Annotated in this window: 16 protein-coding genes and 1 pseudogene; 10 read left to right on the forward strand and 7 right to left on the reverse strand. The window is 69.4% G+C overall.

Annotated elements, in window-relative coordinates:
* Positions 1-9 precede the first annotated feature (9 nt).
* Entirely contained in the window at positions 10-609 is a 600-nt protein-coding gene (locus tag AB0G50_RS18715) for a DUF4230 domain-containing protein (RefSeq protein WP_360109742.1), read from the reverse strand.
* Between the two features lie 107 nt (positions 610-716).
* Between AB0G50_RS18715 and AB0G50_RS18720 the strand changes: the two genes are divergently transcribed.
* A complete protein-coding gene (locus AB0G50_RS18720) occupies positions 717-1217 on the forward strand; it encodes a hypothetical protein (RefSeq protein WP_360109745.1) in 501 nt (166 codons plus the stop codon).
* Positions 1218-1227: 10 nt separating this feature from the next.
* A complete protein-coding gene (locus tag AB0G50_RS18725; protein WP_360109748.1) occupies positions 1228-1647 on the forward strand; it encodes a hypothetical protein in 420 nt (139 codons plus the stop codon).
* A 7-nt stretch (positions 1648-1654) separates the two neighbouring features.
* Here the strand turns inward: AB0G50_RS18725 and AB0G50_RS18730 are convergent, their stop codons facing one another.
* Both AB0G50_RS18730 and AB0G50_RS18735 read right to left on the reverse strand, forming a co-directional pair.
* Entirely contained in the window at positions 1655-1876 is a 222-nt protein-coding gene (locus AB0G50_RS18730) for a hypothetical protein (RefSeq protein WP_360109751.1), read from the reverse strand.
* Positions 1877-1936: 60 nt separating this feature from the next.
* On the reverse strand, positions 1937-2791 hold the full coding sequence (locus AB0G50_RS18735; RefSeq protein WP_360109754.1) for a pentapeptide repeat-containing protein: 855 nt from the start codon (positions 2789-2791) through the stop codon (positions 1937-1939).
* A gap of 84 nt (positions 2792-2875) precedes the next feature.
* Between AB0G50_RS18735 and AB0G50_RS18740 the strand changes: the two genes are divergently transcribed.
* Complete coding sequence (locus AB0G50_RS18740; RefSeq protein WP_360109757.1) at positions 2876-3619, forward strand: SDR family oxidoreductase; 744 nt, start codon at positions 2876-2878, stop codon at positions 3617-3619.
* A 9-nt stretch (positions 3620-3628) separates the two neighbouring features.
* Here the strand turns inward: AB0G50_RS18740 and AB0G50_RS18745 are convergent, their stop codons facing one another.
* On the reverse strand, positions 3629-4162 hold the full coding sequence (locus tag AB0G50_RS18745) for a hypothetical protein (protein WP_360109760.1): 534 nt from the start codon (positions 4160-4162) through the stop codon (positions 3629-3631).
* A 314-nt stretch (positions 4163-4476) separates the two neighbouring features.
* On the opposite strand from AB0G50_RS18745, the gene AB0G50_RS18750 reads away from it, so the two are divergent.
* The 3 genes and pseudogenes from AB0G50_RS18750 (at position 4477) to AB0G50_RS18760 (ending at position 8061) form a co-directional block, all read left to right on the forward strand.
* Positions 4477-5622 (forward strand): GAF domain-containing protein, encoded by a 1146-nt coding sequence (locus AB0G50_RS18750; protein ID WP_360109763.1) that lies wholly within the window; start codon positions 4477-4479, stop codon positions 5620-5622.
* 19 nt (positions 5623-5641) lie between these two features.
* Positions 5642-6319 (forward strand): annotated as a pseudogene (locus AB0G50_RS18755) (AMP-binding protein); the annotation flags it as partial.
* Between the two features lie 113 nt (positions 6320-6432).
* Positions 6433-8061, forward strand: a complete 1629-nt coding sequence (locus AB0G50_RS18760; protein ID WP_360109766.1) for a recombinase family protein — start codon at positions 6433-6435, stop codon at positions 8059-8061.
* A 52-nt stretch (positions 8062-8113) separates the two neighbouring features.
* On the opposite strand, the gene AB0G50_RS18765 is transcribed toward AB0G50_RS18760, so the two are convergent.
* Positions 8114-8449: a hypothetical protein gene (locus AB0G50_RS18765; RefSeq protein ID WP_360109769.1), complete on the reverse strand. Its 336-nt coding sequence runs from the start codon at positions 8447-8449 to the stop codon at positions 8114-8116.
* Between the two features lie 443 nt (positions 8450-8892).
* Positions 8893-9219: a hypothetical protein gene (locus AB0G50_RS18770; protein WP_360109771.1), complete on the reverse strand. Its 327-nt coding sequence runs from the start codon at positions 9217-9219 to the stop codon at positions 8893-8895.
* A gap of 180 nt (positions 9220-9399) precedes the next feature.
* On the opposite strand from AB0G50_RS18770, the gene AB0G50_RS18775 reads away from it, so the two are divergent.
* Positions 9400-9570 carry an HNH endonuclease signature motif containing protein gene (locus AB0G50_RS18775; protein WP_360109774.1) on the forward strand — a complete coding sequence of 57 codons (171 nt, stop codon included), beginning with the start codon at positions 9400-9402 and terminating at the stop codon, positions 9568-9570.
* Here the strand turns inward: AB0G50_RS18775 and AB0G50_RS18780 are convergent.
* A complete protein-coding gene (locus tag AB0G50_RS18780; RefSeq protein ID WP_360109777.1) occupies positions 9567-9764 on the reverse strand; it encodes a hypothetical protein in 198 nt (65 codons plus the stop codon). The genes AB0G50_RS18775 and AB0G50_RS18780 overlap by 4 nt on opposite strands.
* Before the next feature lie 806 nt (positions 9765-10570).
* Between AB0G50_RS18780 and AB0G50_RS18785 the strand changes: the two genes are divergently transcribed.
* From AB0G50_RS18785 to AB0G50_RS18795, 3 genes are read left to right on the forward strand one after another with little or no spacing between them, the layout of a single operon-like run.
* Complete coding sequence (locus AB0G50_RS18785) at positions 10571-11278, forward strand: peptidoglycan-binding domain-containing protein (RefSeq protein WP_360109780.1); 708 nt, start codon at positions 10571-10573, stop codon at positions 11276-11278.
* Positions 11279-11330: 52 nt separating this feature from the next.
* Positions 11331-11834: a VUT family protein gene (locus AB0G50_RS18790; protein ID WP_360109783.1), complete on the forward strand. Its 504-nt coding sequence runs from the start codon at positions 11331-11333 to the stop codon at positions 11832-11834.
* The gene (locus AB0G50_RS18795; RefSeq protein WP_360109786.1) at positions 11794-12381 is read left to right on the forward strand and encodes a hypothetical protein; all 588 of its coding nucleotides are present in this window, start codon (positions 11794-11796) and stop codon (positions 12379-12381) included. The genes AB0G50_RS18790 and AB0G50_RS18795 overlap by 41 nt, the downstream gene beginning before the upstream one ends.
* Positions 12382-12884 lie beyond the last annotated feature (503 nt).

Consider the following 12884-nt stretch of genomic DNA (forward strand, 5'->3'; position numbering starts at 1 on the left):
GCGCGCAGCCTAGTCGCCGTCGGTGAAGGTCACCGCGTACCCCAGCGCGCCGAGCAGGCCGGTCAGCATCGACCGGGTGTTGTCGTCGGCCTTGGCCAGGATGCCCGACTCCTTCGCCGCGTCACCGATCTTCTGCTCGGCCGCGACGTAGAACGGTTGCTGGTCCTGGGTTTCCACCAGCGAGGTCAGCCGGTCCCACAACCCGCGCTCCTGGGCGAAGACGTAGCACTTCTCCTGGTGCAGGTTCGGCTTGTCCAGCCGCGCGCCGGGCAGGGCGAGCGCGACCGTCTTCTTCTCCTGGTCGACTTTGAGCGCCTCGTCCTTGAGCCCGCCGAAGTCGACGTAGGCGTTGACGCTGCCCGCCGCGACGAACAGGGTGCGCTTGCCGGCCAGCGCGGCGGGCACGTAGCGGACGTCGTTCTCGATGTCGAGCACGACCTGGAACTCTCCCGCCGCCGCGTGGTACTGGCTCAGGTCGCGGACGGCCTGGAGGATCGGGGGTTGGCTGCGGTCGACCTCGTCGGTGCCGAACCGCGGCACGACGACGGCCACCAGCCCGGCCGCGAGCAGGAGCCCGGCCGCGATCACCGCGAAGATGCGCCACCTCATGGTCGCGCGGGTACCCGCTCCCGTTGCCGGACAACCGGTTCCGGCCGCGGTTGGGCCGCCCGGCGGTGGTCGTTGGGCCGATCGGGCGCGGGGGTGAGAATGTCGGCATGGGACCGCTGCTGCTGGTGGACGTGGACGGGCCGCTGAACGTGTGGGGCGCCTCCGGTCGTCCGGCGGCGTTCGTCGAGCACCGGTGGCGGGTGTCGTGGCGCCGCCGGCGCGGCGCGTGGCTCGACCCGTCGCACGGCCCGCGCCTGCTGCGGGTGGCGGCCGAGGTCGGCGCGGAGTTGGCGTGGTGCACGACGTGGGAGGAGGACGCGAACCGGTTCGTCGGGCCGGCGCTGGGGCTGCCGCCGCTGCGGGTGGTGGGTCTGCGGGCGTGGGAGGGGCGCTCGGACTGGAAGTTCCCGGCGGTCGGCCGGTTCGCGGCCGGGAGGCCGCTGGCGTGGCTGGACGACGACTTCGGCCTGTTCCCCGCCGCGCGGGACCGGTTCGTGGCCCGCCGCCGGGAGCCGACGGTGCTGGTGGACGTGGACCCGGCGGTGGGGGTGACCGACGCCGACCTGGCCGCGGTGGTCGCGGGATTGGGCCGGACGGAGCAGGGGTAACCCGCGTGGCGTGACCAGGAGAACCGAGGGCAGGCGCCCGGAGGGCGTGTCGGACGCAACGGTCGAGGCCGTCGGCGCGGTGACGGAGGCGTTCGAGACCGCGGAGCGGGCGCGCGGGGCGCTGTACGACTTCCACCAGCTGTCGGGCAGCGCGGACGAGAAGGCCGGGCACGCCGTGGAGTTGCTGCGCGCCGCCGGGCACGCCGCGTTGGCCGATCGGCTCGACCGGGAGCTGATCGGGCGCAACGTGCTGCCCGGTCGGTGGACGTTCCAGATCGTGGAGGAGTACGACGACGGCTACCACGAGGTGTTCCGGACCCTGGAGCGGGCGACGCGGGACCTGGTGGGCGGGGTGCGGCACGTCGCCGAGGCGGAGTTGAAGGAGCGCAACACCACTCCCGGTGAGCCGGGGCACGAGCTGAACCCCTGACGCGGGCTCAGCCCGCGGGGTCGCGGGGGGTCGGTTCGGGGGTGTCGCGATGCTCGGACCAGCGGATCTCGCACCGGGGCGCGACGGGCCAGCACGGGAACGGTTGGCCCGCCTGGAGGGTGCGGCCGCCGAGCGTGACGTCGTAGTACCTGCCCGCCGTGCCGATCGCCAGGTAGTACCCGGTGGTGGGGACCGCGGAGTTCGGTGGCCAGTCGATCGGGTCGTCCATGCCGGCCAAGCTAGTGACGGCTCTGCCCGGAGTGGGTCGATTCCACCCGACCGGGTGGCGTCAACCACCGCAGTCGGGGGGTGGTGCGCCGTCCGTGTCGTCCACCGCGCCGCGCGCCAGCACGTCCTGGCGCACCCGCTCGTCGCTGAACACGGCCTCGTGCACCCGCGCGCCGGTCAGCACCGCGCCGGTCAGGTCGACCTCGCGCAGGTCCGCGCCCGTGAGGTCGGCGCCGGTCAGGTCCGCGTCCCGCAGGTGCGCGTGGCCGAGGTCGGCGAACGTGAGGACCGCGCCCACCAGCCGCGCGCCGGTGAGGTTGGCCGCGACGGGGGCCGGGTCGTCCGGGTCCACCCCGTCCAGCCGCGCGCCGCTCAGGTCGGCCCGGCTCAGGTCGGCGTGCGCGAGCCTCGTCGTGCCCTGGAGGTAGGAGCCGCCGAGCGCGGCGCAGGTCAGCGTGGCGTGCGACAGGTCGACGCCGGACAGGCAGGTCAGGCTCAGGTCGGGCGCGGTGAGCAGGCCGCGGGCGAGGACGCGCAGGGCGGCGGCGAGGTCGGAGTGGTCGGGGCCGAACGTGTCGCGGCAGTCCGCGCGCAGCGGCCGGGACCGGCGGACGAACGCGGCCAGCAGCGACCCGACCGACTGGCGGTCGGCGGTCGAGTCGCGCGCGATGCGCTCCAGGGCCAGCACCGCGCCGAGCCGGACGTCCACCCGCGTGTCGCCGAGGTGGTCGACGGCCTTGGTGAACCGGTCGGTGACCTGCGCGGTCTCGGCGATGTCGAGCTGCCGCTGGGTGGCGCGCACCGAGATGCCGGTGAACACCAGCGCTCCCACGGCGGTCAGCGCGGTCAGCAACGTCGGCAGCTGGGACAGGTCGCGCTCGCGCCGGCGCGGTCGCGGTCTCATGCGGCGGTACATGCCGCCGGATCCTGGCCGCACCGGGCCCGGTCCGCGAGCGGAACAGTCCTTTGTGGACGAAACGTCGGTTGGTAGGGTCGGCGGGTGCGCAAGGTGATCCTGATCAGCGGGGCGTCGTCCGGGTTGGGCGCGGGGATGGCCCGGCGGTTCGCGGCGCTGGGCCGGGACCTCGCGCTGTGCGCCCGGCGGGTGGACCGGCTGGAGGCGCTGCGGGCCGAGTTGACGGCGGCCCACCCCGGGATCCGGGTGTCGGTGCGGGCGCTGGACGTGACCGACCACGACGCGGTGTTCGCGGTGTTCGGCGCGTTCGCCGAGGAGTTCGGCGGGCTGGACCGGGTCGTGGTCAACGCGGGTGTCGGCAAGGGGCGGCCGATCGGGACCGGCGGGTTCGCCGCCAACCGGCGCGCGGTCGAGACGAACTTCGTCGGCGCGCTCGCCCAGGCCGAGGCCGCGATGGAGGTGTTCTACCGGCAGGGGCACGGGCACCTGGTGCTGATCTCGTCGGTGAGCGCGGTGCGCGGCATGCCCGGTTCGGTGGCGGCGTACGCGGCGGCGAAGGCGGCGGTGTCGGCGTTGGCCGAGGGGCTGCGCGCGGACACGCTGCGCACGCCGATCGCGGTCAGCGCGATCCTGCCCGGGTACATCCACTCGGAGATGAACCCGGAGGAGCGCGCGCCCCTGCTGGCCTCGACGGAGCGGGGTGTGCGGTCGATGGTGCGGGCGATCGAGCGGGAGGTGGCGAGCGCCTGCGTGCCGGGGTGGCCGTGGCGGCTGCTCGTGCCGGTGATCCGGCACGTGCCGCTGGGCGTGCTGAAGAAGGCGTTCTGAGCGCGCGGGTCAGTCCTCCTTGTCCTCGCCGCGCTTGCGCAGGAACGTGAAGCCGGGGATGCCGAGGATCGCCTGCCGGACGTCGTTCGTGACCTCCAGCAGCTGGTGGATGTCCGGGCCGACCCGGTCCAAAGTGGACAGGATGGGCAGCACGTCCTCGATGAGGTGCTTGGTGAGCAGCGGGAGCTGGTCCACCAGCTTGATCGCGGCGTCGACCTCGTGCGGGGACAGCTCGTCCACGAAGCGCTTCGCGAGCGGTTGGGCCTGGCGGGCCAGCGGGGCGTAGCCGTCGACCAGCTCGCGGGACACCCTGGCGGCCTCGCCGGCGTCGGCGGTGATCGTCTCGGCGGTGGCCGTGACGACGCGGGCCCGGCCGACGATCATCTCGGTCTCGTCCAGCACGCGCTCGGTGCGGGTGACCAGCTCGTCGGCGCGGTGCACCACGGACTCGGCCGCCTCCAGCAGGCCCAGCACGCGTCCGGGCACGGAGAGGGCGGTGTCCACGGTCGAGCGGGCGAAGGCGACCAGCGAGCGTGCGTCCATGCCTCCACTCTGCCCCATGCGGGGCGGTGGCGGGGTGGGCGGCGTGGTCGTTCGCGGTGTCGGGGTGCGGGTTCGGTGGGGTGCGGGGGTGTTTCGCGTGGTCGCGTGCCGGTGTCGGGGGAGGCCCGGCGCGGGGTCTGGTGGTGTGGCGGGGTTTCGGGTGGTGGCTCGCCGGGATGGTGGAAAGCCCGTTCGGTCGTGCTGGGCGCCGGTGGGTTCGCGCGGTCGCGGGTGGGCTGCGGCGGCCGGCTGGTGGTTCGGCGCGGGGTTCGGTGGGGCGGCCGGCGTGGTCCGCCGCGCGTACGGTGGGCCGGGTGGACGAGGTGTTCGAGCTGCTCGCGGCGTTGCGGGCGCTGGAGGTGGCGCGGGACGAGCGGGTCGCGCTGCTCGACACGCGGGCCGTGCTCGGGTCGGTCGCGCGGCGGGTTCGGGTCGAGCACGGGTTCGACGTGAGCCTGCTCGGGCTGGTCGAGGGGCCGGACCTGGTGCTGCGGTTGTGGTCCGGCACCCGGCACGGGCGGTTGCACGACCTCCCCGTGCCGCTCGGGCTCGGTGTCGGCGGGCGGGTGGCCGCGTCCGCGAGTCCGGTCGTGGTCCGCGACTACTACCGGTCCGACCGCATCACCCACGACTTCGACGCCCACGTGCGCACCGAGGGGTTGGGCGGGATGGCGGCGGTGCCGATCTCGACCGACGGCGTGAAGGGCGTGCTGTACGGCGCGTTGCGCGGGCAGGCCGTGGTCGGTGACGACGCGGTCGACGGGTTGCGCGGGTTGGCCGGGCTCGCCGCGCTCGCGGTGGACGTCGCCGACGGCGCGACCACGCTCGCGGACACCGCGGTGGCGCGGGAGCGGCGGCGGCTGGCCGAGTCGTTGCACGACACGGTCGGCGCGATGCTGTTCGGCGTCGGCTCGTCGGTGCGCAGGCTGCGGTCCCGGGCCGGGCTCGAACCGGGGGTGGACGACGAGTTGGAGCGCATCGAGCGGCAGCTCGGTGACGCCGGCGTCGCGCTGCGGGAGTCGATCTCCCGGTTGCGGGTCGGGTCGGAGCGGGCGACGGTGCGGCTGACCGCCGACCTCGCCGAATCGGTGCGGGCGTTCACGGTGCGAACAGGAGTCGCGGCGGACTTCGTGCCGGTCGGCGCGCCACCGCGGCTGGACCCCGCGCGGGCCGCGCTCGTGCTGAAGGTCGTGGACGAGGGTCTGCTGAACGTCGAGAAGCACGCCCGCGCCCGGTCGGTCGTGGTGACGCTCGCCGTCGCCGAGCGGATCACGGTGGCGGTGCTGGACGACGGCGTCGGCGTCGTCGGCGAGGACGGCGGCACGGGCGCCGGGTTGCCCGCGCTGCGCCGGCAGGTCGAGCGGTGCGGCGGCGGGTTGTCGTTGATCGGCGCGGAGGACGGCGGCGCGGTGCTGCGGTGCGAACTGCCTCTCCAGGTGGAGGGGGCAGGGGACGCCTGAGCGGGGGTAGGTTCCGCTGATGGCGCAGCTGAGCTACTCCTCGGGCCCGTCGGACGCACCGCTGCTCGGCGACACCGTGATCGCCGACCTGGACCGCGCGGTGGCCGCGCACGGCGACCGGGAGGCGCTGGTCGAGTGCGCCACCGGCCGCCGCTGGACCTACCGCGCGCTGGCCGCCGAGGTCGACGCCGTGGCGCAGGGGTTGTGGGACTCGGGTGTCCGGGTCGGCGACCGGGTCGGCATCTGGGCGCCGAACCGCGCGGAGTGGGTCGTCGTCCAGTACGCGACCGCGCGGATCGGCGCGATCCTGGTCAACGTCAACCCGGCGTACCGGGTGCACGAGCTGGAGTACGTGCTCAACCAGTCCGGCGCGCGGACGCTGATCGCGGCGCGCGAGTTCAAGACCTCCGACTACGCGGGCATGATCGAGCGGGTGCGGCCGAACTGCCCTTCGCTGAGCCAGGTCGTGCTGCTGGACGGTCCGGAGTGGACGGACCTGCTGGCCGCGGAGCCGACCGGCGACTGGCCCGAGCTGTCCGCCGACGACCCGATCAACATCCAGTACACGTCGGGCACCACGGGTTTCCCCAAGGGCGCGACCCTGTCGCACCACAACATCCTGAACAACGGCTTCTTCGTCGGCGAGCTGCTCGGCTACACCGAGCGGGACCGGATCTGCGTGCCGGTGCCGTTCTACCAGCGAAAGTTGGTAGACCGGTCATGGGGCGCACGGAGAACACCCTCAAGAACTCGGTAAATGCGAAAACCAAAACGCCTGCATTTGCCCCGAAAAGCGGTTATCCTGTAAAGGTGCGCGAGCCTCGGGAGACGGGTGGAATTGCGGTCGGGGCAATCCGCCTTTCATTTCTTACTCAAAACACTTCGTCGCCCGAACGTCAGCGCGAGATCATCCAGGGTGAAGCGGACCTCATCAAAGTCGATGAGCTGATCTTCACTGAAGAACTGGACGTGTCGGCAACCCGGGTTCCGGTTTGGGACCGCCCTGACCTGAAGTACTGGCTTGAGAATCCCCTGAAGTTGGATCACCTGATCTTCTGGAAGCTGGATCGGGTGTGCCGCAATGTTCTGGAAACCGCGTGGCTCATCGGGTGGGCGCTCGAACACGGCGTGAACATCATTTGCAACAGTCCCCGCCTGGATCTGTCCAGTCCGATCGGGCGTGGGATTGCGCTGTTCATCGGGTCGATCGCTGAGATGGAAGCCAACAACATTGCCGAGCGAATCCGTGACGCCCGTGCTTACATGGCCAAGGTTGCTCGCTGGCCCGCCGCGAAACCTGCCTACGGATACGCCAAGGCTCCCCACGGCAGTGGCAAGGGTTACAAGCTGGTTCCCGACCCTGAAACTTCGGTCGTGGTACTGAAATGCTGCGCTGAATATCTGGCGGGGGACTCGTACGAGACGATTGCCCTTCGCCGCGAGGAAGAGGGGGTCCTTCCTCCGGCCCGGACCGCCGAGAAGGGCAAGAAGCGGGTCGACGCTGTCACCTGGCATGCCACCACAATTCAGAAGATGCTTACCAACACCAATCTCCGAAACGTCGTCAAGGTCAAGGGTGAGATCCACCGGGATGACTTGGGCGAGCCTCTAAGGTACGGGCCGCCGCTGATTGAAGACGATGCATGGTTCTTGCTTCAGAAGGAGATCAAGAGTCGTGGCAAGGGGGGATTCAAGCGCGGGGTGACGCGAAGGGACGCGTCAGGCTATCTCGGTATTGTGAAGCACGTGCTCTGTGGAGAAAGCATGTATTACGGAGGTGCTAAGGAGAAGCGCTCCTATCGGTGCTCTCGGCGAGGGTGCCCAGACCACGGCATCCTTGAGGTGTACATCGAAGAGTACGTCGAGGAGCAGTTCCTTGCCGCTGTGGGACATCTTGAGTACACGTTTGTGGAAGAGGACCCGGGCGAGGATCATTCCGCAGAGTTGGCCGAGGTGGTTGCTTCTCTGGATCGCCTCGAGACTGACAGGTACGAAAGGAATCTGTTCCAGGGTGAAGCCGGCGACCGTCGTTTCGGTGAGTTGTACGCCAAGCTTGAGCGCCGGCGAGCGCACTTGGCGGCTAAGCCGACTCGGCCGCCTGGGCGGCGGTTGGTTCACACGGGGATCACGTTTGCGGCCCACTGGGAGACGGCAAGCGTGGAGGTCCGAAGGGCCATGCTCAAAGATGTCGGCGCGGTCGTGCGGGTAGGTGCCGCCATTCGGCGGGGGCATCTGGACTGGCGGTCACGGGTGTCGTTTGAGTTGGCTGGTCCGGAACAGCTTCACCTGGAAGGTACGGACGACCCTCGTGCCGATGAGGTGTACGGCGACCCTGGGAGTGTTCTCAAGAGCCAGGAGGAAGGGCTCGATGTGGGCGAGACCGAAGACCAGGCGTTGAGGGTCGAGCATGAGGAATACGCAATGGCCTTCGCGAGCTAGTCAACGTCGTGGTCCCACTCCGACTTAAGGCCGGGGTGGGACCACGAGGCGGCTACGCCCGAACTAGGCGGACTCGCAGCCCTTGCGCGTTCTCCTCCGTGACCTCGGCGACTTCGTACCCAATCAAGGCCAGGGCCGCGCGAACCTCGGCGACCGCTGATGAGTCGGCGCGACGCATCAGCGCGAAGTGCCCGCCCGTGGGCCGGTCCCGCCACTCGATCACCTCGAACCCCTGTTCGTTGGCTACCTTCTCGGCAACTGCCCGCCAAGCGTTCGCGTTGTTCACCAGACCTGCTGCCCCGGCAAGCAGCCACTGACCTTGCCCGCCGTCGCCCGTTACCTCAGCGAGTGCCGGGGTGCGGAGGTCGAGGTGCATCGTGTGCGTCATTCCTTGAGCGTCCCGGTGCCGATGCTGCCTGGTCAAACCGCGTAGAAAACACCAACAACGCTGGAAGAACTTGATGTGCAACGGATTTGGGCCTTCTCATGCCGTTCCGCGGCCGGTTGGCGTCCGGTGCCGCGTGCTCCGACGTACTCGTGGGCGCGTACCGGTGCTCTGCGGATGTTGGTCACGAGTGAGTAACGATCGGTTCAGGCTTCCGTGAGGGTGGCCGGCGGTGCAGGAAGTGCAGATATGCCGTGTTTTGCAGTTCTTTTATACAACTACTCCTCTCCTCTCTTAAGAGAACCTGGGAAGTTGAGCAGATATGCACTCCCTGCACCTGCCTGGCCGCACCCTCCAGTGAGGCGACCAGGCAGGGTTACAGGTGGGTCACGAATTTCAGGAAACGTGCCGGACCGCCCCTGAGAGGTTGCGGCACGTGGGGTGTACTAGGTGAGCGGGCGGAGCGTCAAGGACACCGTTCCGTTGTCGACCTTCCAAGTGCCGACCGCGTAGCCCTCGGCGCTGAGAATGTCGGTGAGGCGTGCCCGCGTCGAGTCCATGCGGAGCCAGGCGGTGAACACGCCGCCCACTTCCTCTGCGCGATCGATGATCAGACCTTCGGCTCCCGCCAATAGCGCAATGCGGGTCCGGATCTCCTCGGCCGTCGCTCCGTCTGGCAGTTCGGTGCGCCACACGCCATTTTCCCACTCGGCGTAGTAAGGGGCTGCGGTGGAAACGGTCACAATTCGTTCGGTTTCGCTAACGCTGGTCACGAAGGCAAGTGTGCCAGCCCTGCGGGGATACTCATAGTCCGCCGCGCTTGCCGGACGTGTCCTGCGCAGGCTCTACCTCGATCGTCGCGATGCGCGCGATGTGGTGGCACCACGAGGAAGCCGGGGACCGAGGGGGCACGCCGCAAACTGCGGCGCGAGGTCAACGCGGCAGGCATCGCAGTGTGCGCACGTTGCACGGCTCGAGTTGCCGCCAGGCAGGTGCAGGTGGACCACGTCGTCCCGCTCACGGCCGGAGGGCGGGATTCTGCTGCGAACCTGCAACTGCTGTGCACCACCTGCCACGCCAAGAAGAGCGTCGAGGACGAGATCGAGCGTTACCTCGGTGGCTAGCCGAGATCGGGTGCGGGGCCTGCGATGTCCACTACGTCCTCGGCGTCGACCAGTTGAGCCACTCCCACGAACGTGAGCCACGTCCGGTGGCCGAACTCGCCGTACGCCTCGGCGTCGACCTCCGATTCGTGTTCTACCGCGATCATGCGGCTTCCGTCCGTCAGCATGGCGAGGAACCGCGCGGGTCGCGTCACGGGTGAAGCGTATCGCCCGGGGAGGGGGAGGGCGGCTGCGAAGTCCAGCCCGTTCGAGTGGTCAGGGCAGCCCGGCCCCTTTCTGCACGCGCCCTGAGTGGCACTCCGATTTTTGTTGATCTTCGTCGCGTCGGTGCCAGCGGAAACGCTTGGTGGGCTGACGAAGTGCGGACGAAAACTACGGCTCGAAGAGCCTCCGAACGGGTCCGGAGCGGCGGAGAAGCGCCGTGAGCGGGCATGACTCCGGTCCGGGGCAGGTGGATCGGCGGTGCCGCGTGCCTTGCCACGCTGAAGCATGGCCACGAGTCCCCGCCCCGGACCGGGCACTACCGAAAGTTGAAGTTGCAAGGCATCACATGGACTTCGGACCGGGTCGCCGCGCTCACCCCGGGTGAACGCGCCCGGCGCGTGGCCGTGCTCGCGGAGCAGTCACACGCGATCGTGGACGACGCGATCCGCTCCCACGCCGAAGGCAAGAAGGTCGTCGCGAGCGCCGCGTTGTTCTCCGGCGGCAACGACTCCACCGCGTTGCTGCACCTCATGAGGAACCGCGTCACCCACGCGATCCACGCCAACACCGGGATCGGTGTCCCGGAGAGCGGTGCACGTGGGGGTGGGGTGCCCACCGCAAGGGGGCGGCGAGGACGGCCCGGTCGGGTCCGCTCTGCCAGTCCTGTTCTGCCCGAGATGTCGGGGAGTCAGCCGCCTAAGACGGCAGGTTCGGTTCCCCTCCAAGGCAATTCCAACAACGGAGGAACCGCTTGTCCTGGCGTCTTGCTCGAAGCCTTGAGGTTCTGCGTGACCAGGTGAACGCCCGCTACCCCAACCGGAGTCGCGCCTCGGACGGGTCCATCGGCGACGCCGCGCACGCCGCGACCGGATCGGACTCGGACCACAATCCGTGGGTCGGCCCCGGCGTCGTGACCGCGCTCGACATCACCCACGACCCGGCGAACGGAATCGACATCGACAGGTTCAGCGATGAACTCGCCGCGTCCCGTGACCCCCGAATCAAGTACCTGATCGCGAACGCGCTCATCCTGGACAGCCGACCGCAGTTCCATCCTTGGCAGTGGATGGTGTACGCGGGCAGCAACCCGCACACCAAGCACCTTCACGTTTCGGTGATGGCGGACGCCGGGCTGTACGACGACGCCCGCGCGTGGAACCTGCCGAGCCTTGGCGGAGCGCCGACGGCACCGAAGCCCGGCCCGGTCGGGGGTGTCCCGGCGTTTCCCCTCCCGCCCGGCCACTACTTCGGGCTGATCACTGGTCCGGCCGAGTCGCACGGCGGTTACTACGCCGCGGAACGCCCACACGTCCAGCTCATCCAACGCGCGCTGATCCGCAAGGGCTTCGTGACCGGGGTGTCCGATCCTGCAAGCGACTGGGCCGACGGCAAGTTCGAGCGGCCGACCTACGACGCGGTGACCCGCTTCCAGCGGGCGCATATGCCCGGCACCACGCGCTTCGGCGAGGTCTGGGCGGACGACTGGGTAACCCTCGTTGCCTGACTTAGGCCACGGGCGGCGCGGTCGAACCGTTGCCGCCACAGCACTTCTCGTCATGGGTTACATCGGTGCGATCGTCGTGGCGAACACGCTCACCGCACGCTTCGGGTTGGTGCCGGCCGGATTCGGCCTCACGGTGGTCGCGGGCACCTACACCGCAGGGCTCGCCTTGTCGTTGCGCGACGTCGTCCAGGCACAGGCGGGGACGTGGGCGGCGGTGGCCGCGATGGGCGTGGCGGCAGGGCTGTCGGCGCTGGTGTCCCCGGTGTTGGCGGCGGCCTCGGGCGCGGCGTTCCTGCTGTCCGAGTTGATGGACCTCGCTGTGTTCACCCCGTTGCGCCGCCGCGGTTGGCGGCGAGCGGTGGTGCTCTCGAACCTGGTCGGCGCGGTCGCGGACTCGGTGCTGTTCCTAACCCTCGCCGGCCTGCCGGTCACCGGGTCCAGCGTCGGAGGCCAGGTGCTCGCCAAGGCGGTGTGGGTGACGGCCGGCGTCCTCCTCGTGGCCGAGGGGGTGCGTCGTGCTCTACCTCGGAACAGCGAGTTCGTCAGCGATCCGTGAAGCGATGGCGGCCGGCGAACTCGGTCAGATGTGTACTCCCGCAGAAGGGCGGGCACCTCTTCCCGGCGTCGCGTGGGCAGCCGACACCGGTTGCTTCGGCAACGGCTACCCCGGTGACGAACGATGGTTGAAGTGGTTGGAACGGCACAGCGGCCACACCGCAAGGTGCCTGTTCGCCACCGCACCCGACGTCGTGGGCGACAGTGTCGCCACACTCGAAAGGTCGTTGCCGTTCCTCGACGTCATCAGGGAACTCGGGTACCCACCGGCGTTGGTGGCGCAAGACGGGTTGGAACCGGATGCGGTGCCGTGGGACGACATCGACGTCCTGTTCATCGGCGGGACGACGCCGTTCAAGCTCGGTCCGGATGCCGCGCGGCTCGCGGCCGAGGCGTTGCGCAGGGACGTGCAGGTGCACATGGGGAGGGTCAACTCCGGGAAGCGTTGGCGCTACGCGGCTTCGTTGGGCTGCGCCTCGGTCGACGGAACGTATCTGGCGTTTGGTCCGGACGTGAACCTACGCCGTCTCCGGAACTGGGCGGTCTAGCGTCCTTGCGGCTAGGAAGTTTCCTCCGGCTCGCACGTGCGCTGTTGACCGCCCGGATGATCTCCGCTCGGTCGGCTGGCTTCGTCTTGCGCAGGGCCAACCACATGATCAGGACACGGGCTGCTGGGAGGGTAAGTGCACTCACGACGCCGCTTGCAAGGAGCGCGGTTAGCAAGGCTGCCTCCGGCGGTGTGGTCGGTGGGGTGTGTTCATCAGGATGCCTTGGATTTCTTGACGGGTACACAAATTGACCGAACGCGTTTGATCAGGCGCAAGTCAGTGAAGGTCAGGCGCAAGTCCGTGAGGGTCTTCCCGCCGGTTGCCCGCGTAGGTAACCAGTGCGTGTCTCCAGTGTCGGAGGGCCGTCTAGCCACATTGGTCTGAACCAATTGGTAGAAGGTGTGACTCGTTCAAGTTGGTTGACTTGGCCATATCTCGCGTCGGGACGGTTAGGTGAAGCAGTTCGGGCACGGACCACCTGCTTGTCCGGAACCCGTTGCCAA

Origin of the sequence: Actinosynnema sp. NPDC020468, assembly GCF_040642015.1 — a bacterium.
In the GTDB taxonomy this organism is placed as follows: Bacteria; Actinomycetota; Actinomycetes; order Mycobacteriales; family Pseudonocardiaceae; genus Actinosynnema.

Excerpts from the sequence above, each read along its gene's own strand:
- AB0G50_RS18745 (WP_360109760.1), bottom strand. The coding sequence starts at position 4,162 with ATGGACGCACGCTCGCTGGTCGCCTTCGCCCGCTCGACCGTGGACACC.
- AB0G50_RS18765 (WP_360109769.1), bottom strand. The coding sequence starts at position 8,449 with ATGACGCACACGATGCACCTCGACCTCCGCACCCCGGCACTCGCTGAG.
- AB0G50_RS18730 (WP_360109751.1), bottom strand. The coding sequence starts at position 1,876 with ATGGACGACCCGATCGACTGGCCACCGAACTCCGCGGTCCCCACCACC.
- AB0G50_RS18735 (WP_360109754.1), bottom strand. The coding sequence starts at position 2,791 with ATGTACCGCCGCATGAGACCGCGACCGCGCCGGCGCGAGCGCGACCTG.
- AB0G50_RS18715 (WP_360109742.1), bottom strand. The coding sequence starts at position 609 with ATGAGGTGGCGCATCTTCGCGGTGATCGCGGCCGGGCTCCTGCTCGCG.
- AB0G50_RS18790 (WP_360109783.1), top strand. The coding sequence starts at position 11,331 with ATGGGTTACATCGGTGCGATCGTCGTGGCGAACACGCTCACCGCACGC.
- AB0G50_RS18720 (WP_360109745.1), top strand. The coding sequence starts at position 717 with ATGGGACCGCTGCTGCTGGTGGACGTGGACGGGCCGCTGAACGTGTGG.